Raw genomic sequence first — 21,472 nt, 5'->3', positions numbered from 1 at the left:
TAAATGGGGGTTTTGAGCCGCAGGAGCAAGCCAATTTTCTCTTCTTAACTGCAAAGCTATGCCCCAAATATGGGTAAATGTATGCCTCGCTTACTCTATGGAGAATATGGCGCACTTTTTGCTTATATTAACTTCAAACGCTTATCAGCGTTCCGAAAATAGAAACATGACCCATAAAACTGACATATCACATCTAAAGCCCCAGACTATATGGCAGCGTTTTGTAACACCTGTCCAAATTCGAGACGGGCATGATAATTTCTTTACGCCCTTAAGATTGCTTATGGCCTTCTTGGTGGTAATTGGTCATGCAAGTGTTATCGCTAATCGTGACCTGAATGCAGAACCTCATCTCTTTTTTGATTACGGCTTTAGTTACCTAGCCGTGAATGTGTTTTTCATTGCCTCTGGTTTTTTGGTGACAAAAAGCATGACCTATCGCGGTGATATTGAGGATTATAGCTCAGCCAGACTATTGAGAATTTACCCGGCCTTGATAGCGCATTTGTTATTTGTGATGTTTGTCATCGGCCCATTGAGTACATCCTTGCCAATTTGGGAATATTTGACCCATTCTGATGTTTGGAAACAACCATTATTGGTTTTAACATTTTTAAATACTGACGTAATCTTACCGGGTGTTTTCACTGGAAATGAAGAGCAATTTGCATCGGCGCCCCTTTGGACTTTGAGATATGAGCTTATCGCCTATGTCTTAACTGCTTTCGTTTTCGCTTTAGGTCTCATGCGGCGCAAATGGATGATTTTAGCGCAATTTATTCTTCCCTCTATCGCTTGGTTAGTCACCAAAGAACTCGGCATATTTGAAACCCTCTCTGGGACAGTCCAAAACTGCCTCCGTTTTGGCGTGGCCTATGGTCTGGGAGCGACGTTTTTTGCTTATAAAGACCGAATAAAGTTCCACTTATTGGGCTTCATAATTGTTACCCTATTGGCTTTTTTGTTAGGGAATACGCCTAGCGTTGAAATCTCAACTAACTTATTTTTGGGTTATGGGCTCATGCTTCTCGCCTATATGAAAGCCCCAAAGTTTTCCGCCCTTCAAAAGATTCCGGATATTTCATACGGCGTTTATATTTATCACTGGTGTCTGTTACAGCTTTTCTTCCAATGGTTTCCCGCACTATCAATGTGGGCGCTATTAGCCATTGCAGTCCCCGTTACCATCGCCATTTCAACACTATCTTGGTATTGGGTTGAAAAGCCCTGCCTCAGAGCCAAAATCAAATTGGCTCAAGGCCTGCGCTTCGGAAAGACCCGCAAGCCCTTTAATAGAGGGCGTATTTTACTCGACTAAGGCATCAAATGCTAAAAGTGAATAGTCCGGCCATAGGCATCCAAGACTGCTTCATGCATCATTTCAGAAAGCGTAGGATGGGGGAAGACTGTTTCCATTAGCTCATGTTCCGTCGTCTCTAATTTTTGTGCAATCGTGTAGCCCTGAATCAATTCAGTAACTTCAGCACCAATCATATGCGCGCCGAGGAGCTCCCCTGTTTTGGCATCAAATACCGTTTTGATAAGCCCTTCTGGTTCGCCCAAGGCTATCGCCTTACCATTTCCGATAAAGGGAAAACGTCCAACTTTCACATCATACCCAGCCTCTTTGGCTTGAGCTTCTGTATAGCCAACTGAAGCGATCTGCGGATGACAATAAGTACAACCCGGTATCGCATTCGCATTTAGCGGATGCGGGGATTGACCCGCGATTTTTTCGATACAGATAATACCTTCATGTGAGGCTTTATGCGCTAGCCAAGGCGGTGTTGTGACATCACCAATTGCGTAAAGACCTTTCACACCTGTAAACGAATACTCATCCACGGTAATATGGGTACGGTCAATTTTTACACCCAAGTCTTCAAGGCCCATATCTTCGACATTGCCAACAATACCCACCGCGAGAATTACGCGGTCAAATTCTGCGGTTTCAGACTTTCCATCTTTGGTTAAGGTCGCCGTTACTCCGTTAGAGCCCGTTTTCACACTAGCCTGCGTTTCTGTTTTAATCGTCACACCACGCTTTTCGAAAGCTTTACGCGCCATTTTCGAAATTTCTTCATCCTCAGCCGGCAAGATGCGGTCGACCATCTCAACAACGGTTACGTCAGCGCCAAAAGCATCAAAGAAGCTAGCAAACTCCATGCCGATAGCCCCAGACCCAACAACCAATAATTTGTTAGGTATTGTGTCAGGCACCATAGCTTCGCGGGCCGTCCAAATATATTTTCCATCCGGTTCCAGACCCGCTTGCGGTATCGTACGCGCCCGAGCACCAGAGGCAAGAATAACGTGTTTGGCAGAATAATCCGTTCCATCAACCACCACAGTTGGCGCCTCTTTCCCATTTTTCAGGGTAGCAAATCCACTGATCACATTGACCTTATTTTTCTTCATTAAATGTTTGATACCGCCAGAAAGTTGCCCGGCAATTTTCCGCGAGCGCTCCACGATTTTAGCCAAATCAAAACTGGGCTCAGCAGACAAACCATAATTCGAAGCATGCTGCATGTTATGATAAACTTCTGCAGACCGTAAAAGCGCTTTCGTAGGGATACATCCCCAATTCAAACAAACGCCACCTAAATCATCTTTCTCGACAATGGCTGTTTTAAAGCCTAATTGCGCCGAACGGATCGCGGTGACATAGCCCCCTGGGCCAGAACCAATTACAATAACATCGAAAGCTGTATCAGCCATAAACTTGCCTTTTAAGTGGGAGTTTAATCCCAAACCTTATGGCAGATAAATGTTCGAATTAGAACCTCTATTTGAGAATAACAGCTTCCCAAAGCAATTAATTATAGAGAATCCACTATTGCGCTGTTGATGTTTTTATAGCCTCTGTGACCTGCAAGCGCAGAACGTCAGAGAGCGCAGCTGTCTCAACTTCATCAAGAATTGCAAAAGCCTGTTTTTGCTGGCCTTTTCGTGCCAACCCAACGGCAACATTACTCCGCGCTGTATCGCGAAATTGCGGTTGGCTAATTTTTTCAATGACAGACATAGCCTTATCAAACGCCCCATTTCGAACGCTGAAATTTATCAAGTTCAAATAGGCTCTATCTCGTGATTCTTGGCTTTCTAATGATTCAGCCTGAGACAAAATAGTCGAGTAAACATCATTGAATTCCGCTGTGGCTGGCACGAGTAATGAAGGTATTGTTTTGTGGCTTTCTATCTTGGCGGCCCAAATGTCATTTTCATCGTCAGCCTTAAAGGGAACACCATCTTTCTCTGACTTTAACTTTCCAAGATAACGCGATAGCCACTTCTTTTGTCGACTATCACCCTTATCATCCACGGTTCCCGTGTTCACAATGTCTGTCAGAGTATCTGTTTTGAGAGAAGCCTCTTGGATGACTGGCCCGTCTTGCATCGCGGCAGTTTTTAGGTCGTCAAATGTCTCTTTCACTGACGTTGTTACCGTTTGTGTAGCATCTTTTGTTTCCAGGACAGCACGCCGTATATCCGCCTGTGCGAGTTCTCCACCCGTACCAAAATACACCACAGCCCCTGCTAGCGATGCAAGGACGGTTCCGGTTAAAAGAGATTTCAAAAACATGGAGCCTCCGTCATTCGATTCAGGCCAAGCTAGGCCTATCTCGAATCAGGAGCAATAACCCTCGCCTGTCGCGAGAGTATTAATAGCAGTAGACGTTAAGTTAACCATAACGACCTGCTCATGAACTTCGTTAATGAATTTAGAGCATCATCGTGATGGGTTGCTCAACATAGCGTTTGAAATGTTGAAGCCATTCCGCGCCCAATGCCCCATCCACAACACGGTGATCGCAGGTTAAAGTCACGGTCATCACGGTCGCAATAGCCAAAGCGCCGTCTTTTACAACAGGGCGCGGGCTACCTGCACCAACGGATAAAATCATTCCATGCGGTTCATTAATAATAGAACCAAATTCTTTAATCCCCATCATCCCAAGATTTGAGATAGAAAAGGTTCCTCCCTGATATTCTTGTGGCTTAAGTTTCTTATCGCGGGCGCGAGAGGCCAAATCCTTCATTTCCGTTGAAATACTAGACAAACCTTTATTACAGGCTTCGCGGACAATTGGCGTAATCAATCCGCCGTCAATCGCAACAGCGACCGCAATATCAGCGTGTCTGTGATAGGCAATGCCATCAGGCGTGAAGCTCGCATTCGCTTTCGGGCAATGTTTGAGCGCGAGCCCAGACGCTTTAATCAACATGTCATTCACACTGACTTTAACACCCTCTGGGGCTTGACCATTCAGCTCTTTGCGCATTTTCAAGAGCTCATCAATTTCGCAATCAATGGTGAGCGGGAAATCAGGAACATTGTTATTTGAGGCAGAAAGGCGTTTAGCAATGACTTTACGCATCCCGTCCAATGGTTCCAAATCATAGGTGCCAGCTTCGATGCCTAATTTAGACAAGTAATCCGCACCGCCAGAGCGAACTGCGCCAACTTCGGTGCTTTCCTCTTTTTCCACCTGCGGAGCGGCTTGTTGTTTAGCAGCCGCTTTGGGCGCTTCATAGCCATCAATGTCGGCCTTAATAATACGGCCATTCGGACCAGAACCGTTCACGCTCGCCAGATCAATGCCAGCATCTTTCGCAAGACGTTTTGCCAGAGGTGATGCTTTGATGCGATTGCCGTCATGGCCTGACTTGGCTTTAGAGGCAGACGTCTCTTGTTTTGGTTCTGCTTTGGTGTCTTTCGCGGCTTCAGCCTTTTCGTCTTTGGCTGTGGCCTTCGGCGCGGATCCGCCGCCAACACTATATCCGTCTAGGTCACTCTCATCCTCATCTTCTTCGAGCAAGATCGCGATCGGCGCATTAACTTTCACACCTTCCGTTCCCGATTGGACTAAGATCTTTGCAAGAATACCCTCTTCGACGGCTTCAATTTCCATCGTCGCTTTGTCTGTTTCAATTTCGGCTAATAGATCACCAGAGGACACTTTATCGCCCTCTTTCATCAACCAGTTAGAGAGCGTGCCCTCTTCCATAGTCGGAGACAAAGCTGGCATGAGAATTTCAATTGGCATAATCTAAGTCCTTTTTCGGTCTTCCGTAACCGCCTCTTCAAAACATTTTAGCTTAATTTATTTCAGCCTCAAATGTTTCATATTCGTCCAAAAATTAAATGACACCCGAAAGTGTTAAAGCAATCCTTGAGATTTTTTCCGCCAGAAATACTGAGTAAAGTTTTTCGAGCAAAACATATTATAACTTTATGTCGAATAAATCTTTCAAGCGACCCACGGTGATCCTCATAATAAATATTAGAAACACCAATGGGTTAAATCCAAATCTATTTGTAACACGCCCTCTTTGCAGCTTCGACGACATCATCTGTCCCAGGTAAGCTAAGTGCCTCCAAATTTGCGGCGTATGGCAGAGGTACATCCGCTTGGAATACACGCTCAGGCGGAGCATCAAGGTAGTCAAAGGCTTCTTTTACCACAACGGCTGCAATTTCTGCTCCGATACCGCTTTGCCCCCAACCTTCTTCGGCGCAAACGATGCGATTTGTCTTTTTAACGGATTCAATCACCGTGTCTGTGTCTAACGGACGAATTGTGCGTAGGTCGATAACTTCGGCGCTAATACCCTCTTCTGCAAGGATTTCAGCGGCTTCGAGACAACGTCCTACCATGCGGCTATGTGCAACAAGCGTTACATCTGTGCCCTCAACGCGAACTTTTGCTTTGCCAATCGGTATAAGGAAGTCATCCATATCTGGAACATCAAAGCTCTCCCCATACATCAACTCATGCTCAAGGAAGACCACTGGGTTCGGATCACGAATGGCGGCCTTCATCAAGCCCTTAGCATCAGCTGCATCATAAGGCGCAATAACCTTAAGACCCGGAACATTGGCATACCATGATGAGTAATCATGACTATGTTGCGCCCCAACGCGAGACGCCGCGCCGTTTGGTCCACGGAAGACAATTGGACAGCGCATCTGACCACCCGACATATATAGAGTTTTCGCGGCAGAGTTAATGATGTGGTCAATTGCCTGCATCGCAAAGTTAAACGTCATGAATTCAACAATTGGCTTTAACCCGCCCATCGCCGCACCGCAGCCAATACCAGCAAAACCATATTCCGTAATTGGCGTGTCGACTACACGGCGAGCACCAAATTCCTGCAATAGCTCGCGTGTCACTTTATAGGCGCCCTGATATTCCGCGACTTCCTCGCCCATAACAAAGACAGTTTCGTCGCGGCGCATTTCCTCTGCCATAGCATCGCGCAAAGCATCACGGACCGTTGTTTCAACCATTTTAATATTCGTCGGAATATCTGGGTCTTTTGCAACCGTAACAGATTTGGGTGGAGCCGATTTTTTGGGCTCAGGCGCACTATCAGCTTCAGATTTCACCTCTGACTTCGCCTCTGTTTTTTCAGGAGCGGCCGCTGGCTTTCCTAGATCAGCTTCTGTCTCACCTTCTTCTAAGAGCTGCAAAATCACTTCGCCGACTTTGACGTTATCTGTCCCAGCAGACACCACAATCTTACCCACTGTGCCTTCGTCAATGGATTCAACCTCCATTGTCGCTTTGTCTGTTTCAATTTCAGCCAAAATATCACCAGAGGATACGCTATCGCCCTCTTTTACGAGCCATTTTGAAAGTGTGCCTTCTTCCATTGTCGGGGAAAGCGCGGGCATTTTAATGTCTATTGCCATGTTTTAGAAACCTCTAAAAAGGAAGGACTTGAATGAATATAAGGATGGCATTAGGCGCAATCCTTTTTAGGAAAATTAGTTTGAACGGGCTGACCTTTTTCATTGAAAGGCAAAGCAAATGAAAAGGCTTGTGGTGAAGCCCCATTGGACCTCAACCATTCTAATTTATGATAGGCTTCGTCTAACGTGGGTATATGCCCCTCATCGACCCACCAGAGGACCATATGTTCTTTTGGTATTTTGTGAAAATTCCTTCTCTCTTCACGCATTACCTTAGTGTGGGCCGTTTTATAAACGAATTGAAACAGACTTTCTATCGATGTCCAAACGCTCATATTTATAAGCACTGACTCTCCGAAACCCTCATGACGAATAGAGAGAGCACCATCTAGTTTGCCGTCATCTTTCAAACGCCAAACAAAGCCTTCCGCTCGGTCCGCTATGGCATTTATAGCGTCGATACGGCTTGTGAACCCGTTCATTTCACGGGATTCCATATCATATTGAGCTTCTGCAATGTTCAGCTGAACAAGGTGCATGGCTTAGGCCTCTAGCAACACATCTGTCCAAAGCTCAGAAGGATCAGGCTCAGGCGATTCCTGAGCAAAGTCAGCCGCATCAACGACAATTTCTTTAATTTCTTTATCGAGCTCTTTTAGCTTGGCTTCATCTGCCCATTTTTTATCTAGCAACTGGGCCCGAACAAAATCAATGGGATCACGCTCTGAGCGTGTCTTAGTTACTTCGTCGCGAGACCGGTATTTTGCTGGATCTGACATAGAATGTCCGCGGTAACGGTAGGTTTTCATTTCCAATATCATGGGCCCCTTGCCAGAGCGCGCATGATCGATAGCTTTTTGAGCCGCGTCGCGCACCTCAAGAACATTCATCCCGTCAACCTGTATGCCTTCAATTTCAAAACTGCTGCCGCGCTTATAAAGTTCTGTCTCAGCGGATGAACGCTCTACAGATGTCCCCATAGCATATTGGTTGTTTTCAATTACAAATACGACTGGCAAGTCCCAAAGCTTCGCCATGTTGAATGTTTCATAGACCTGCCCTTGATTAGACGCACCATCACCAAAGAAGGCCAGACTTACCGCACCATTGTCTAAATACTTATTCGCAAAGCCTAAACCTGCGCCCAATGGAACCTGAGCCCCAACGATACCATGTCCGCCATAGAATTTCTTTTCCGTGCTGAACATATGCATGGAACCACCCTTACCGCGGGAATAGCCCCCTTCGCGCCCTGTAAGCTCGGCCATAACGCCGCGGCTTTCCATACCACAAGCCAGCATATGCCCGTGATCACGATACCCTGTGATCATTTGATCGCCTTCATTCATCGCAGCGCGGCAACCTACAACGACAGCCTCTTGGCCGATATAAAGGTGACAAAATCCTGCGATCAAACCCATGCCGTAAAGCTGCCCAGCCTTTTCTTCGAAACGGCGGATAAGCAACATATCTCGGTAATACCCTAAGAGCTCCTCAGCATTTGTTTTTGAAAGAGAAGACGACTTTTTAGGGGTCGCTTTTTTAGGTTTCGTAGCCATAGACATCTCGAGGGTCAAAATGATAGTTTACATACGAATTAAAATTTTCACTTCAAATTCGTGATTTAGACTATAATCGGCAATTTTACCCCTCTGGGTCAAGCCAAATCGTTAACTCTTTCGGATACGAATAAAATAGTTTCTCGCGCGAAAGTTGGTCTAAAACGTCAATGTCCAATTGCTCGACACTTAACGCCTCTACCTTTGCCTCTAAAACCTGCTTTTGCAAGGTGAGATTATCTAAGCGAGACTGCAATATCTCCGCGCGCGTATCATTATTCACCCAATTCACAACGCCCTGAGAGCCAGAAAGCGCGTGAAAGGCCAAATATACATAGAGAGTACAGATCGCCAAAACGGGCCACCGAACATTACGGAAAAAGCCTGAGACTATCGCGATTGGCGCAAACTGAGACGAGTGCACTTCATTCATTTGCGGAGTGTAACGCATAAGGTGATATTACGGATAGTCGTTAAGACAGACTTAAGACTCTGTTCTATGCGCATAAAAAAAGCGCGAAAGTGATTCGCGCCTTTTATAATCGTTATCAGTTAGTCATTATCCGCGAAGGATAGAACGCCCTGCATAATGCGCCATTTCACCCAATTGCTCATTAATTCGTAAGAGTTGGTTATATTTTGCTAACCGATCAGAGCGAGCCAATGAACCCGTTTTGATTTGACCGCAATTCATCGCAACCGCTAAATCAGCAATAGTCGTATCGGCAGTTTCACCAGAACGATGAGACATGACCGACGTAAAGCCCGCACGATGCGCCATATCAACGGCGTCCATAGTCTCTGACAATGTACCGATTTGATTGACTTTCACCAAAATAGAGTTGGCAGCTTTTTCTTCTATTCCTCTGCGAAGCCGTTTTGGATTTGTCACAAAGAGATCATCACCGACCAATTGTACTTTATTGCCAATCTTGGCGTTTAAATTCGTCCAACCGTCCCAATCATCTTCGGCCATGCCGTCTTCGATTGAGAGGATAGGATAAGCCGTCGTTAATTCAGCCAAGTAATTGACAAATTCATCAGATGAAAGAGTCTTGCCTTCACCTTTTAGGTTATATTTGCCGTCTTCGTAAAACTCAGTGGACGCCACATCCAGAGCAAGCATAACATCATCACCCGGTTTAAAACCGGCACTCTCAACAGCAGACATGATGTAATCGAGTGCAGAGCGTGTTGACGCCAGATTGGGTGCGAAGCCGCCTTCATCACCCACATTTGTGTTATGACCGTCGGCTTTTAATTTTGACTTTAGTGCATGAAAAATTTCCGCGCCCGTACGCAGAGCTTCGGGAAAGTTTGCCGCGCCAACAGGCATGACCATAAATTCCTGAACATCAATCGGGTTATCAGCATGTTCGCCGCCATTGATGATGTTCATCATCGGCACAGGCAGGACACGTGCATTAGCGCCGCCTACATAACGGTACAGAGGCGTTTGCTGGCTATCTGCGGCCGCTTTAGCTAGCGCCAAAGAAACACCAAGCGTTGCATTTGCACCCAAGCGGCTTTTATTTTCAGTACCGTCAAGTTCGATAAGGATTTGATCAATACCGCGTTGGTTATCAGCCTCAAGGCCATATAACGTATCAGCAATTTCATCATTGACGTTTTGAACAGCGTTCAGAACGCCTTTACCGCCATAACGTGACTTATCACCATCACGAAGCTCTACAGCTTCGTGCGCACCTGTAGAAGCCCCACTTGGCACAGCTGCACGACCAAAGGCACCGTCACTTAGAGTGACGTCGACCTCTAATGTGGGATTTCCACGACTGTCCAGGATTTCCCTAGCTAAGATGGTTTCGATCTCGACCATGGGTATCTCCGGTCAGTTATTAATGTGAATTTTTAAGACTAATCTTTTGGTGTCAGAACCTGACGCCCACGATACATGCCTGATTTCAGGTCAATGTGGTGTTGACGACGCAACTCACCACTGTCCTGATCTTCGACATAGTTTGTTGCAGTTAGGCGATCATGTGCGCGGCGCATGCCACGACGTGAATTAGAAATTTTACTCTTAGGGACAGCCATCGGGGCCTCCAATGTTACCATTTAAAAACGCCCCATCACAAAGAGGAGCGCCTATTCGTGCGCGCATGTAGCGAGTCCCTGCGCTTTGGGCAAGTCTTTTTGCCTGTTATAAGCCGAGGAATCTGCTGTTTACCGACAAAAACGGGCGTTTTAGTGTTAAAAGTCGTCTCTCTCGACCTTCCCTCGCAATGATTTTTTCTCTGACCGGATGGCTTTTGATTTTAATCGTCGTTTTACAGAACCATAAGTAGGTTGAGTCGGTTTACGTTTTATTTTCGGCTGCAAAGCGGCTTTGATAATCCCCTTTAATCGAAACAAAGCGTCCTCTTTATTGCGATGTTGAGACCGTGATCCTTGGGCCTTAATCACTATCATACCGTTCTCAGATATATGATTATCAGAATGAGCGAAAAGTTTAGACTTTTGCTCTGCGTTCAAACTTGCGCTCGACGGAATATAAAAGCGAAGTTGTATCGCGGACGATGTTTTATTGACATGTTGTCCACCCGGGCCAGAAGCCCGAATGGCAGACAGCTCAATCTCTGCCATTGGAATCGAAAGCTGTGTGTTAATATAAAGCGCGTCGCTCACACCTATCTGATACGCCTATATCGCAGCTTTAATCGCTGCGAGCGCCTCCTCTGCCCCTTCGGGTTTAGACCCCCCAGCTTGGGCCATACCTGGCTTACCGCCGCCGCGACCATTTACGAAAGGCGCGCCAATATTCACCAAATCCGAGGCAGAATATTTTGACGTCAAATCATCACTAACGGCAACGCCGACAGCGACTTTTCCATCTTCTTTGGCGATGAAAGCCACAATACCGGACCCTAATGCGTCCAATTGCTCATTCATCATCGGACGTAATTCCTTACCTGAAACACCTTCAAGAACACGCGCCATGACCTGAGTGCCATTTATATCTTCGGCCGCACTGGCTCCGCCACCGCCGCCGAGCGCCAATTGCTTGCGCGTCTCTGACAACTCTTTTTCAAGGCGCTTTCGGTCAGCCAACAGGCCCTCAAGGCGCTCTGGGACGTCTTCTGGACGTGTTTTCAGCGTGTCGGCCGCTTGACGCGCTAGACCCGCTTGGTCTTCTAAATAACGCCTTGCAACCTCACCTGTAACAGCCTCAACGCGGCGGATACCCGCTGCAACCGCTTCTTCATTCACAATTTTGAACAAGGCAATATCGCCCGTACGCGCGACATGTGTTCCCCCACATAATTCTACAGAATAGGCCTTTGTGAGGTCTTTCGGGTCATTCCCCAAAGCCAGTACACGCACCTCATCACCATATTTCTCGCCAAACAACGCTAGGGCGCCCGCTTTGATCGCTTCATCAGGGCTCATGAGCTTTGTCATAGCAGGAGCATTTTGTTGTATGATCGCGTTTACCTCATCTTCGACACGGGCTAGCTCTTCGCGCGTAATGGCGGCCCCGTGTGAAATATCAAAGCGAATGCGCTCACCATCCACCATTTGGCCTTTTTGGGCGACATGTTCGCCCAACACACGGCGAAGGGCCTCATGCAGCAAATGCGCCGCAGAGTGATTATGACGCGTCGTTTCGCGGTTTTTTGAATCCACAGTAATTGTTGCTAACGCCCCTACAGCAATTTCGCCTGTTAAATCACCGATATGAACATGCAGGCCACCTGCCTTTTTTTGCACATCAGTAATGGTGATTTTTGCGCCATTCCCGAATGTCGCCGTCCCTTTATCCCCTGCCTGACCACCACTTTCTGCATAGAATGGCGTTTTAGACGTAAGGAACATAACGGGGCCAGTGTTTGCCTTCTCAACAGATACACCATTTTGAACCAGGGTTTTAACGCTCTGCTCAGAACTTAATTCTTCATATCCGGTAAACTCACTATCACCCGCTATAGCTTTGGCTTCATTCCAAACATCATCCGTCGCTTGGTCGCCAGACGCAAACCCACCCTCGCGTGATTGGGATTTTTGGCGCTCCATAGCGGCCGCGAACCCATCCAAATCAACACCGAGCCCTTTCGCCCGTAAGGCATCTTGTGTCAGGTCAATTGGAAAACCATATGTATCATAGAGTTTAAAGGCTGTTTCACCGTCCAGTTTCGCGCCCTTGCTAAGCCCTTCTACAGCCCCCTCTAATAAAGCTGTTCCGCGGCCTAATGTACGGCGAAAACGCTCCTCTTCTTGTTCAAAGGTTGCCGTTATAGACGCTTTGGCGCGATTGAGTTCATCATAAGCGCCGCCCATTTCTTGAATCAATGTGGGCACTAGGCGATGCATGAGCGGGTCTTTGGCCCCAAGCAAATGCGCGTGCCGCATGGCGCGGCGCATAATACGCCGCAACACATAACCTCGCCCTTCATTAGACGGCGAAACACCATCCGCCATAAGAAACGAACAAGAGCGTAAATGGTCAGCGATAACGCGATGGGAAAACTTCGCCTCACCTTCAGCTTTCACACCCGTCAAATCAACAGAAGCGCGAATAAGTGTCTTAAACAGGTCGATATCATAATTATCATGCTCGCCCTGAAGAATAGCCGTAATGCGCTCTAGCCCCATGCCTGTATCAATAGACGGCTTTGGCAGAGCTTCTTCTCGGCCATCGGCAAAGCGCTCATACTGCATGAAAACCAAGTTCCAAATTTCGATAAAGCGGTCACCATCTTCATCAGGTGAGCCTGGAGGGCCTCCAGGAATGTCTTCGCCATGATCATAAAATATCTCAGAACATGGCCCGCAAGGTCCTGTATCCCCCATAGCCCAAAAATTATCTGAGGTCGCAATTCGGATTATTCGATCATCGGGGAGACCCGCGATTTTTTTCCAAAGGTCATACGCCTCGTCATCGGTGTGATAAACTGTGACGAGTAATTTCTCTTTCGGGAGACAATAAACATTCGTTATAAGATCCCAAGCCGACGCAATGGCGCGCTCTTTAAAATAATCACCAAAAGAAAAATTGCCGAGCATCTCAAAAAATGTATGGTGCCGCGCCGTATAGCCGACATTATCTAAGTCATTATGCTTTCCGCCCGCCCTGACGCATTTCTGAGATGTCGTCGCTCTTGGTATATGTGGCTTCACCGCGCCCGTAAAATAATCTTTAAACTGTACCATTCCCGCATTTACAAACAGCAATGTGGGATCATTATCAGGCACGAGCGGGCTTGATGGTAGAATAGCATGTTCGTTCTCCCCAAAATAAGAGAGAAATTGCTGACGAATATCATTCAAACTTTGCATTAAGGCGTCCGATTGGTTTCTAAGTTCAATTCTTATCCGCCCCTATAGAAAGAGCGCTCGGCAGTGCCAAGCGCTCTTTTATGCAAAGCGTCCATCAAATCTATCAAAACGCGCGGATTAGGGATAGCGGTTATGACAGTGGAGCGGGGACTCCACGGGCTCTTGTTTGATACTCAGCCTTGCAATGGGATTGGGACGTTCGGGTAGCCCAATCCTATTTCATAAGGCGTTTTGAACTCTAAACGAGACCAAGAGCGGCCGCGTCGCCATCATCCTCAACTTGCTCTTCTTTTGGCATAAGAAGCTCTTCTTCGATAAGACCTTCGTTCTTACGAATACGAAGTTCAACATCTTCAGCAATATCTGGGTTCTCTTTCAAGAACCGGCGTACATTCTCACGGCCCTGACCAATACGCTCATCACCATAAGAATACCAAGAGCCTGACTTCTCAATAACTTCAGCTTTAACGCCTAAGTCAATCAACTCGCCAGTTTTCGAAATACCCTCTCCATACATGATATCAAATTCAACCTGACGGAAAGGCGGTGCAACTTTGTTCTTCACGACTTTAACGCGGGTTTGGTTACCAACAATCTCGTCACGATGCTTAATGGCACCAATACGGCGAATGTCCAAACGTACAGAGCTATAAAATTTCAAAGCATTCCCGCCTGTTGTTGTTTCAGGCGAACCATACATGACACCAATCTTCATGCGGATTTGGTTGATGAAGATAACCATACAGCCAGACTTAGAGATCGAGCCCGTTAATTTACGGAGCGCTTGGCTCATCAAGCGTGCCTGTAACCCTGGCAAGCTGTCGCCCATATCGCCTTCGAGTTCAGCCCGAGGCGTCAATGCCGCAACAGAGTCAATAACAAGAACATCAATCGCGCCAGAACGCACAAGCGTATCGGCAATTTCAAGACCTTGCTCACCCGTATCAGGCTGTGCAATCAAAAGTTCATTCACATCCACGCCGAGCTTGCCTGCATAAACAGGATCAAGTGCATGCTCTGCATCGATAAAGGCCGCAACCCCACCTTGTTTTTGAATTTCAGCAACACAATGCAAAGAAAGCGTTGTCTTACCTGAACTTTCAGGTCCGTAAATTTCAATGATACGACCCTTTGGTAGACCGCCTATGCCAAGCGCAATATCGAGGCCCAAAGAACCGGTCGATACAGATTCAACATCCATTGCAGATTTTTGCCCCAGCTTCATCACAGAGCCTTTACCAAAGGCACGGTCAATTTGGGAAAGCGCTGCATCTAGAGCAGCGGATTTATTTTTATCATCAGCCTTGCCGACGACTTTAAGAGGTGTGGTGTTTCTGGCCATTGTCAAACTCCAGTAGAGAAATATCGGAGCCCTTCGATATTCTAAATAAAGTTACGGCTATATCGGACTGCCGTAAGACTTATGTTCCATATTTGTTCTATTATAGCAAGAACAAATATGGAACAAATTGTGTTTTTCTTAAAACATTGAATTCAAACATTTATTCCGCATCGCCAATCTCTGCCTTCACCTTTTCTGCCAATTGCGCCAAGGTAAATGGCTTGGGCAGGAAGGTTACATCAGGCTCTTTCGACAAGAGTTCAGAGAATTGCTCCTCTGCATAACCAGAGATAAACACGATTCGGGCCTGACCTAAAAGCGATCTTCCTGCTTGCAGCAAAGTTGGCCCATCCATACCCGGCATGACCACATCAGAAATCATCATATCGAAGACATGGTCACCATCCTCTAATATTTCCAATGCCTCTTCACCATCTTCAGCTTCAACTACAGTATATCCGCGCTTGCGAAGCGTTTTCGCCGCTATAAGGCGAACGCTAGCTTCATCCTCGACAAACAGGATAGTCCCTTGGCCCGCTAAATCAGATGGCTTCCTTACCTCTTTTTGCGCGGACGCAGACTCTCCTGTCGCCTCTTGGGCAGCCAATTGAGACTTAATGACTTCAGGGTCTGCCGCAGGGAAGATAATACGGAAAGTCGTCCCCACACCCAATTCGCTTTCAACCGATAGATGCCCACCCGATTGCTCCACGATACCATATACGGTTGCCAAACCTAATCCCGTGCCCTTGCCTTGCTCTTTGGTTGTAAAGAAAGGCTCAAATATTTTAGCCTTAACTTCATCAGGCATCCCGGTGCCCGTATCTGCAACTTCTATTGTTACGAAATCATCCCCCGGCAAATTCCGAACAGCCTCTTGCAAGCTTGCATCCTTAACCTTGTCTCGGACGATATGTTTACTTGTGACAGTAATCGTCCCGCCGCCTTGCTCTGCCATCGCATCACGCGCATTGACGCAAAGATTCATCAAAACAGAATCAATTTGGCTTTTATCCGCCATGATAGGCGGCAAATTCCGACCATGCACCATGACCAGTTTGGCCTTTTCACCCAGCGTCTGGCGTAAAGTCACAACCATGTCTGACAAAGAGTCTGTTACGGACAGGACTTCCATACGGCGTGTTTGTTTTCGTGAAAACGCCAAAAGCTTTTTCACGAGCGACCCCGCACGTGCACCCGTAGAATTGATGTTTTGCAATTCTGGGTAAGAAGGATCACCAACAGGGTGACGTTGTAACAATTCGTCCGTATTCAAACGAATCGCTGTCAAAAGATTGTTGAAGTCATGAGCCACGCCCGCGGCTAACTGCCCAATTGCTTGCATTTTTTGGCTTTGTACAAGCTGATCTTCTAGGGATTTACGGGCGCTAACATCCACCAAAAACGCCCATATGGTCGTCGTCGTTTGCCCCTGTTCATCCACATGCGGGGGCGCCGTATCCACCAAAATATAAACGCTGACAGGCAGAGCATTTTCTCCGATTAATGTCGCATCAAAAGGCTTGTCAGCATCGAATTGCACGGCGTTCAGCTCTAGAAAGCGATGTTCTCCTTCGCGAACCGCAAACATCTCACCAAATTTTTTCTGTGTAGCCTCAACGCCCTGACACATCCGTTCAAAAGCAGGATTAACACTCGTAACAATCGCTTGAGAAATATCGAGCGAAGCATCAGAGAGACTTAACTCCAGCATCCCAATGGGCGCAGCGGCATAACCCGCCAACTGCCCCTCGCTCAACCCTAAGGCCGTGTGCCCACGGCCTATTGCTTGCCCGTCAATATGGGAGGAAGCCTTAGAGGAAACTGTTTTCGGCGCAGAAGAATGTCCATAAACCGCAGCATTACAAACCAACTCTCCGCTATTTAAGCTCTCCCAGCGACCGACAACAATAGTGGGCGTTACAACTCCTTTTCGCGTAATCAAACGCGTATCCGTCCGCACACTACGCCCCGGCACAGCAAGACTGTCTAAAAGCGCCTTAGGGGCTTCTATGAATTCGCTCATTTTCTCAGCATATTGCCCCATTTCAAGCCCCAACCAATTCCGGAGCGTTCCATTCATGGCTAAAACTCGCCCGTCTTTGGACATCGAAAACAATCCCACAGGCGCTTGGGTCATCAGACTTTCGGACATTGAGCCCTTGGATGTAATATCTAATATTTGCCACAAATAGCGCGTCGCATTGTGGTCAAGACGGCGGACAGAGATTTTATATCGGGTTAAGACACCCTCTGTGGAGATGTAGTCTAGAACCTCTTCGGCCGTCTCAGTTTCAGGCCGAATATGATGCAAACGGAAAATCACACCCGCCATTTCAGCTTCTGATGAAGCAAATACTCTCTCAATGGATGGTGGTTCATCGCCAATAGAAAAGGCTTCGAGGCGTGAGCATAAATTATAATAAGCCTGATTGGCCTGAACAGGTTTGCCGTTTTGTACTATAAGAGAAGGCACAAGCCCGTTTTGGAAAACAGCATCATAATCGGACTCTCTTTCGGACATATCCCCGGCCCGCCGATTCAGCACCACACCTAAAAGGCCAAACAGGGCGATGACTGACAGCCCGCCCAAAAATACAAAGCCAGTCCACCCCAAACCACTAGCCTGCAGAAACAAGAAAACCAGACAAGCCAGTATAATGGCCGCCATAACAATAACAGTCACCCAGAATGGAACAGCGCCCAGACCTTTACTTTTCGCTCTAGGGACAAGCGGGGTTTCGTCTACGGGTTGCAATACGCGGTCCATAAATCACTTCACACAAGAATACTGTCACGTTCTTGCGATATATTCCGCGCTTCGGCTATATGTTTTTTTAATCTTTATGTTAGTTAGGTCTATGAACGCTGTACTTTCCTCTACCTCTAAATCGCTGTTACTCTCTGTCGCCCTCGGAGGGCTCATTTTTTCGTCTACGGCCTGCACGCCATCTAGTGATACACCCACTCGCGCGGTTTTGGTTGAAACTGAAAGCGCGAACTTAAACGCATGGTTTGAAGCTCGCTTTGAAGACGACCTAGCGCGCTCACCAATGAACCAAACTTACCTTGGGCGCGACACGAATAAGGATCGCCTCGACGACAATTCTGCGATGGCCCTTGATGAAGAAGCCGCCATTAAACGCGCGCGCCTACAAATTTTACGAGATCAATTTGATATTGACCGGCTCGATGAACAAACCCGCTTATCCTATCGCTTGTTTGAATACGCAATGGAGGATGACTTAACCTCACATGAATTCTCTGATCATGATTATGTCTTTCAACATATGGGCGGGCCTCACACCGATTTACCAGCCTTTATGATCAATTTTCATCCTATTAAGACCGAGGATGATGCACGCGATTACATTGCCCGCCTCAATCAATTTGATATCTATTTAAAACACGCCGCTGATAGGGCCCAAGCCCAATTGGATAGCGGGATTGCTTTACCTAAATTTGTTTACAAGAAAATTCATTCTGCTTCTGAAAACGTAATTTCAGGCGTACCCTTTCAGTCCAGCACAACAGATAGCCCTCTCCTCGCTGACTTTAAGGGAAAGGTGGCAGACCTTCCGAATAAGGACAAACTTATCCAAGCCGCAGAACGCGCATTGCTTAATTCAGTCGAACCCGCTTACCAAGACCTGATGGCAATGTTCAAAAGACATGAAGTCAAAGCCACGTCTGATGATGGTGTATGGAAATTACCAAATGGCGAAGCCTATTACGCCGCGCGCCTTCGTCATTATACGACGACAGATCTTACCGCGGATGAAATTCACGAAATTGGCTTAAACGAAGTCGAAAGAATACAAAACGAAATGCGAACCATCATGACCCAAGTTGGTTTTGGCGGAAGTTTACGCGAGTTCTTTAATTATCTTCGTACGGACCCCAAATTTGTCTACCCGAATACGGATGAAGGCCGCGCAGCCTATATGGCTGATGCAACAGACATTATAGACGATATGAAGACTCGTTTAGAGAGCTTATTCATTACAAAGCCCAAAGCCGATATGATCGTAAAACGCGTTGAACCCTTCAGAGAGGACACAGCATTCGGGGCTTTCTATAACAGTCCCGCTTTGGATGGATCGCGCCCGGGGACATATTACGTCAATTTAAAAGACATCAAAGAACAACCAAAATATTTGCAACAAGCTCTGGCTTATCATGAAGGTATTCCAGGGCATCACATGCAAATTGCCTTGGCGCAGGAATTACAAGGTTTACCCGCTTTTAGAACACTCGGGGGGCATACAGCCTATATCGAAGGTTGGGCACTATATGCTGAAAGCCTGCCTGCCGAGTTAGGCCTATATACAGACCCTTATTCCGATTTCGGGCGTCTCTCTATGGAGATATTTCGCGCCGCGCGATTAGTCGTAGACACTGGCATCCATGCTAAAAAATGGACCCGCGAAGAAGCTGTTCAATATTACCTAGAAAATATACCTAACCCCGAAGGCGACGTCAGGGCAGAAATCGACCGATATATTGTATGGCCGGGTCAAGCTACTGCCTATAAAATCGGTATGTTGAAGATACAGGCGCTAAGGCAAAAAGCTGAAACGGAATTAGGGCCACAATTCAATCTGGCTGAGTTTCACGATGTCATACTTGCCAATGGCTCTGTCCCCCTTGCCATCCTCGAAAAACTTGTCGATGGTTGGGTAGAACAAAAATTAGCGAAATAATTTAATACGAAGGATAAAATATGCGATTCACTAAAACTCTCATCATAGGTGCGAGCTTATTGGCTCTCACAGCCTGCCAAGGCCAGAATAATACACACCCAGAAACCACACCCAACAACATCGTAAAGTTAAACGCTGAAAATGATGTCAATGTACGGATAAACGACTGGTTCAACGCCTATGATGAGGCTTCGTTGAAGCGCTATCCTGAAAGATTAGCGGCGCGCGGTATCAAAGAGCGTATGGACGAATGGAACGATATGTCCAAAAGTTTTTATCTTGAAGGGCTCGATCGGCGTGCACAAGCCGCAGATGAGTTGAAAGCTAATTTTGACCGTGCAGATTTAACCCCACAAAATCAACTCTCTTACGACATCTTCTTAGACCAGACAGACCGGATGCTTGAGGGTCGTAAATGGTATGACTACAGATATGCCTTCAATCAAATGTATGGCACGCATTCAGGCATTCCTACGTTTTTACTCAATCAGCATAAAATCGAAAACCTAGAAGACGCCCAAGCATATATCGCCCGCCTTCAAAGCGTCGATAAAAAGCTTGGTCCCGTTATCAAATATGCAAAAGAGAGCTTTGACAAAGGCATCGCTCCACCCGCTTTTGTATATGGACATGTTCTACGCGACATCGACAATATCGTCAGCGGCGCGCCTTTTGATGACTCAGACAAGCTAAACCTCATGCTTGATAATTTGAAAAAGAAGACAGAGAAACTCAACCTCACTGAAGCGCAACGGGAAACTCTCTTCACGGACGCCATCACTGCGCTACAAAATGTTGTTGGCCCTGCTTATGCAGAATTACGGACAGAGCTACAACGCCAACAAGCTTCTGCCTCAACAGATGACGGTGTATGGAAACTGCCGAATGGTGCTGATTATTACGCCTATGAATTAAAAATGATGACGACGACGGATATGACGCCATCAGAAATTCATGACCTTGGTTTGTCCGAAGTGGATCGCATTCATAGCGAAATGCGTGATATTATGAAACAAGTTGGCTTCGAAGGTACGCTTCAGGAGTTTTTCGAATTCACGCGTTCAGATCCACAATTCTTTTACACTGAAGACGGCGGGAAAGAGCGTTATCTGAGCGAAGCCACTGACCTTATCAATATTATGAAAGGCGAACTCGATAGCGTCTTTATTCAAAAACCTAAGGCAGAGCTCGAAGTACGCGCTGTTGAAGCCTTCCGCGAACAAAGCGCGGGTAAAGCGTTTTATTCACGTCCCGCAGCTGATGGATCGCGTCCGGGATATTACTATGCGAACCTCTACCGTATGGAAGATATGCCAATCTATCAAATGGAAGCCCTCGCCTATCACGAAGGCATTCCCGGTCATCACATGCAGCTGGCAATAGCCCAAGAACTCGAAGGCATACCTGATTTCCGTAAATATGCGCGCTTTACAGCCTATACCGAAGGTTGGGGATTATATTCAGAGTTCCTGCCCAAGGAAATGGGCTTTTACGAAGACCCTTATTCCGATTTCGGTCGTCTCGCGATGGAACTCTGGCGTGCAGCGCGTCTTGTGGTTGACACAGGACTGCATGATAAAAAATGGACGCGCGAAAAAGCCATTGATTACCTCGTCACCAACACGCCTAACCCTAAGGGCGACTGCGTCAAAGCGATTGAACGCTATATCGTGATGCCGGGTCAAGCGACAGCGTATAAAATCGGGATGAACAAGATCCTGGATTTACGCGCTAAAGCTAAGACGGCATTGGGCGATAAATATGACATCCGGGAATTCCACGATGTTGTTCTACGCAATGGCCCTCTCCCGCTCAGCGTTTTGGAAGACCAAGTTGACGCCTATATTGCAGAGAAGCAGTAAACTATTAT

The 21,472-nt window shown here is 46.9% G+C and carries 16 protein-coding genes; 3 read left to right on the top strand and 13 right to left on the bottom strand.

From position 1 onward, the window contains the following. Positions 1-166: 166 nt before the first annotated feature. A complete protein-coding gene (locus tag DES40_RS01865; RefSeq protein ID WP_170144838.1) occupies positions 167-1,318 on the top strand; it encodes an acyltransferase family protein in 1,152 nt (383 codons plus the stop codon). A gap of 11 nt (positions 1,319-1,329) precedes the next feature. On the opposite strand, the gene lpdA is transcribed toward DES40_RS01865, so the two are convergent. The 13 genes from lpdA to DES40_RS01800 form a co-directional block, all read right to left on the bottom strand. Further along, entirely contained in the window at positions 1,330-2,721 is a 1,392-nt protein-coding gene (lpdA, locus tag DES40_RS01860; protein ID WP_121098874.1) for a dihydrolipoyl dehydrogenase, read from the bottom strand. Positions 2,722-2,836: 115 nt separating this feature from the next. Beyond that, a complete protein-coding gene (locus tag DES40_RS01855; RefSeq protein WP_121098873.1) occupies positions 2,837-3,586 on the bottom strand; it encodes a hypothetical protein in 750 nt (249 codons plus the stop codon). A 139-nt stretch (positions 3,587-3,725) separates the two neighbouring features. Then, entirely contained in the window at positions 3,726-5,051 is a 1,326-nt protein-coding gene (locus DES40_RS01850) for a pyruvate dehydrogenase complex dihydrolipoamide acetyltransferase (protein WP_121098872.1), read from the bottom strand. Between the two features lie 266 nt (positions 5,052-5,317). Then, positions 5,318-6,703, bottom strand: a complete 1,386-nt coding sequence (locus DES40_RS01845) for a pyruvate dehydrogenase complex E1 component subunit beta (RefSeq protein ID WP_121098871.1) — start codon at positions 6,701-6,703, stop codon at positions 5,318-5,320. 50 nt (positions 6,704-6,753) lie between these two features. Further along, entirely contained in the window at positions 6,754-7,242 is a 489-nt protein-coding gene (locus tag DES40_RS01840; protein ID WP_121098870.1) for a DUF3291 domain-containing protein, read from the bottom strand. A 3-nt stretch (positions 7,243-7,245) separates the two neighbouring features. After that, positions 7,246-8,262: a pyruvate dehydrogenase (acetyl-transferring) E1 component subunit alpha gene (gene pdhA / locus DES40_RS01835; RefSeq protein ID WP_121100336.1), complete on the bottom strand. Its 1,017-nt coding sequence runs from the start codon at positions 8,260-8,262 to the stop codon at positions 7,246-7,248. Between the two features lie 85 nt (positions 8,263-8,347). Beyond that, entirely contained in the window at positions 8,348-8,695 is a 348-nt protein-coding gene (locus DES40_RS01830) for a hypothetical protein (RefSeq protein ID WP_121098869.1), read from the bottom strand. A 126-nt stretch (positions 8,696-8,821) separates the two neighbouring features. Beyond that, on the bottom strand, positions 8,822-10,099 hold the full coding sequence (eno, locus tag DES40_RS01825; RefSeq protein ID WP_121098868.1) for a phosphopyruvate hydratase: 1,278 nt from the start codon (positions 10,097-10,099) through the stop codon (positions 8,822-8,824). 38 nt (positions 10,100-10,137) lie between these two features. Then, positions 10,138-10,317, bottom strand: a complete 180-nt coding sequence (gene rpmF, locus DES40_RS01820; protein WP_121100334.1) for a 50S ribosomal protein L32 — start codon at positions 10,315-10,317, stop codon at positions 10,138-10,140. Between the two features lie 156 nt (positions 10,318-10,473). Then, positions 10,474-10,908 carry an alternative ribosome rescue aminoacyl-tRNA hydrolase ArfB gene (gene arfB / locus DES40_RS01815; RefSeq protein ID WP_233345348.1) on the bottom strand — a complete coding sequence of 145 codons (435 nt, stop codon included), beginning with the start codon at positions 10,906-10,908 and terminating at the stop codon, positions 10,474-10,476. 15 nt (positions 10,909-10,923) lie between these two features. Then, complete coding sequence (alaS, locus tag DES40_RS01810; protein WP_121098867.1) at positions 10,924-13,557, bottom strand: alanine--tRNA ligase; 2,634 nt, start codon at positions 13,555-13,557, stop codon at positions 10,924-10,926. A gap of 238 nt (positions 13,558-13,795) precedes the next feature. Beyond that, positions 13,796-14,899: a recombinase RecA gene (recA, locus tag DES40_RS01805; protein WP_121098866.1), complete on the bottom strand. Its 1,104-nt coding sequence runs from the start codon at positions 14,897-14,899 to the stop codon at positions 13,796-13,798. Between the two features lie 160 nt (positions 14,900-15,059). Continuing rightward, positions 15,060-17,669, bottom strand: a complete 2,610-nt coding sequence (locus DES40_RS01800) for an ATP-binding protein (RefSeq protein WP_121098865.1) — start codon at positions 17,667-17,669, stop codon at positions 15,060-15,062. Between the two features lie 91 nt (positions 17,670-17,760). Here DES40_RS01800 and DES40_RS01795 point away from each other — a divergent pair, with 91 nt between their 5' ends. Both DES40_RS01795 and DES40_RS01790 read left to right on the top strand, forming a co-directional pair. After that, complete coding sequence (locus tag DES40_RS01795; protein WP_121098864.1) at positions 17,761-19,602, top strand: DUF885 domain-containing protein; 1,842 nt, start codon at positions 17,761-17,763, stop codon at positions 19,600-19,602. A 20-nt stretch (positions 19,603-19,622) separates the two neighbouring features. After that, positions 19,623-21,464: a DUF885 domain-containing protein gene (locus DES40_RS01790; protein WP_121098863.1), complete on the top strand. Its 1,842-nt coding sequence runs from the start codon at positions 19,623-19,625 to the stop codon at positions 21,462-21,464. Positions 21,465-21,472: the final 8 nt, after the last annotated feature.

Origin of the sequence: Litorimonas taeanensis, assembly GCF_003634015.1 — a bacterium.
GTDB classification, from domain to species: domain Bacteria; phylum Pseudomonadota; class Alphaproteobacteria; order Caulobacterales; family Maricaulaceae; genus Litorimonas; species Litorimonas taeanensis.
Note: the sequence above shows the minus strand (reverse complement) of the source record. Positions and strands in the feature narration are given on the sequence as shown.

Bases quoted from the DNA above. Each gene is read 5' to 3' on its own strand.
- alaS (WP_121098867.1), bottom strand. From the start codon at position 13,557: ATGCAAAGTTTGAATGATATTCGTCAGCAATTTCTCTCTTATTTTGGG.
- DES40_RS01800 (WP_121098865.1), bottom strand. From the start codon at position 17,669: ATGGACCGCGTATTGCAACCCGTAGACGAAACCCCGCTTGTCCCTAGA.
- DES40_RS01855 (WP_121098873.1), bottom strand. From the start codon at position 3,586: ATGTTTTTGAAATCTCTTTTAACCGGAACCGTCCTTGCATCGCTAGCA.
- recA (WP_121098866.1), bottom strand. From the start codon at position 14,899: ATGGCCAGAAACACCACACCTCTTAAAGTCGTCGGCAAGGCTGATGAT.
- DES40_RS01830 (WP_121098869.1), bottom strand. From the start codon at position 8,695: ATGAATGAAGTGCACTCGTCTCAGTTTGCGCCAATCGCGATAGTCTCA.
- DES40_RS01850 (WP_121098872.1), bottom strand. From the start codon at position 5,051: ATGCCAATTGAAATTCTCATGCCAGCTTTGTCTCCGACTATGGAAGAG.
- DES40_RS01845 (WP_121098871.1), bottom strand. From the start codon at position 6,703: ATGGCAATAGACATTAAAATGCCCGCGCTTTCCCCGACAATGGAAGAA.
- rpmF (WP_121100334.1), bottom strand. From the start codon at position 10,317: ATGGCTGTCCCTAAGAGTAAAATTTCTAATTCACGTCGTGGCATGCGC.
- DES40_RS01840 (WP_121098870.1), bottom strand. From the start codon at position 7,242: ATGCACCTTGTTCAGCTGAACATTGCAGAAGCTCAATATGATATGGAA.
- eno (WP_121098868.1), bottom strand. From the start codon at position 10,099: ATGGTCGAGATCGAAACCATCTTAGCTAGGGAAATCCTGGACAGTCGT.
- lpdA (WP_121098874.1), bottom strand. From the start codon at position 2,721: ATGGCTGATACAGCTTTCGATGTTATTGTAATTGGTTCTGGCCCAGGG.
- DES40_RS01795 (WP_121098864.1), top strand. From the start codon at position 17,761: ATGAACGCTGTACTTTCCTCTACCTCTAAATCGCTGTTACTCTCTGTC.
- DES40_RS01790 (WP_121098863.1), top strand. From the start codon at position 19,623: ATGCGATTCACTAAAACTCTCATCATAGGTGCGAGCTTATTGGCTCTC.
- DES40_RS01865 (WP_170144838.1), top strand. From the start codon at position 167: ATGACCCATAAAACTGACATATCACATCTAAAGCCCCAGACTATATGG.
- pdhA (WP_121100336.1), bottom strand. From the start codon at position 8,262: ATGGCTACGAAACCTAAAAAAGCGACCCCTAAAAAGTCGTCTTCTCTT.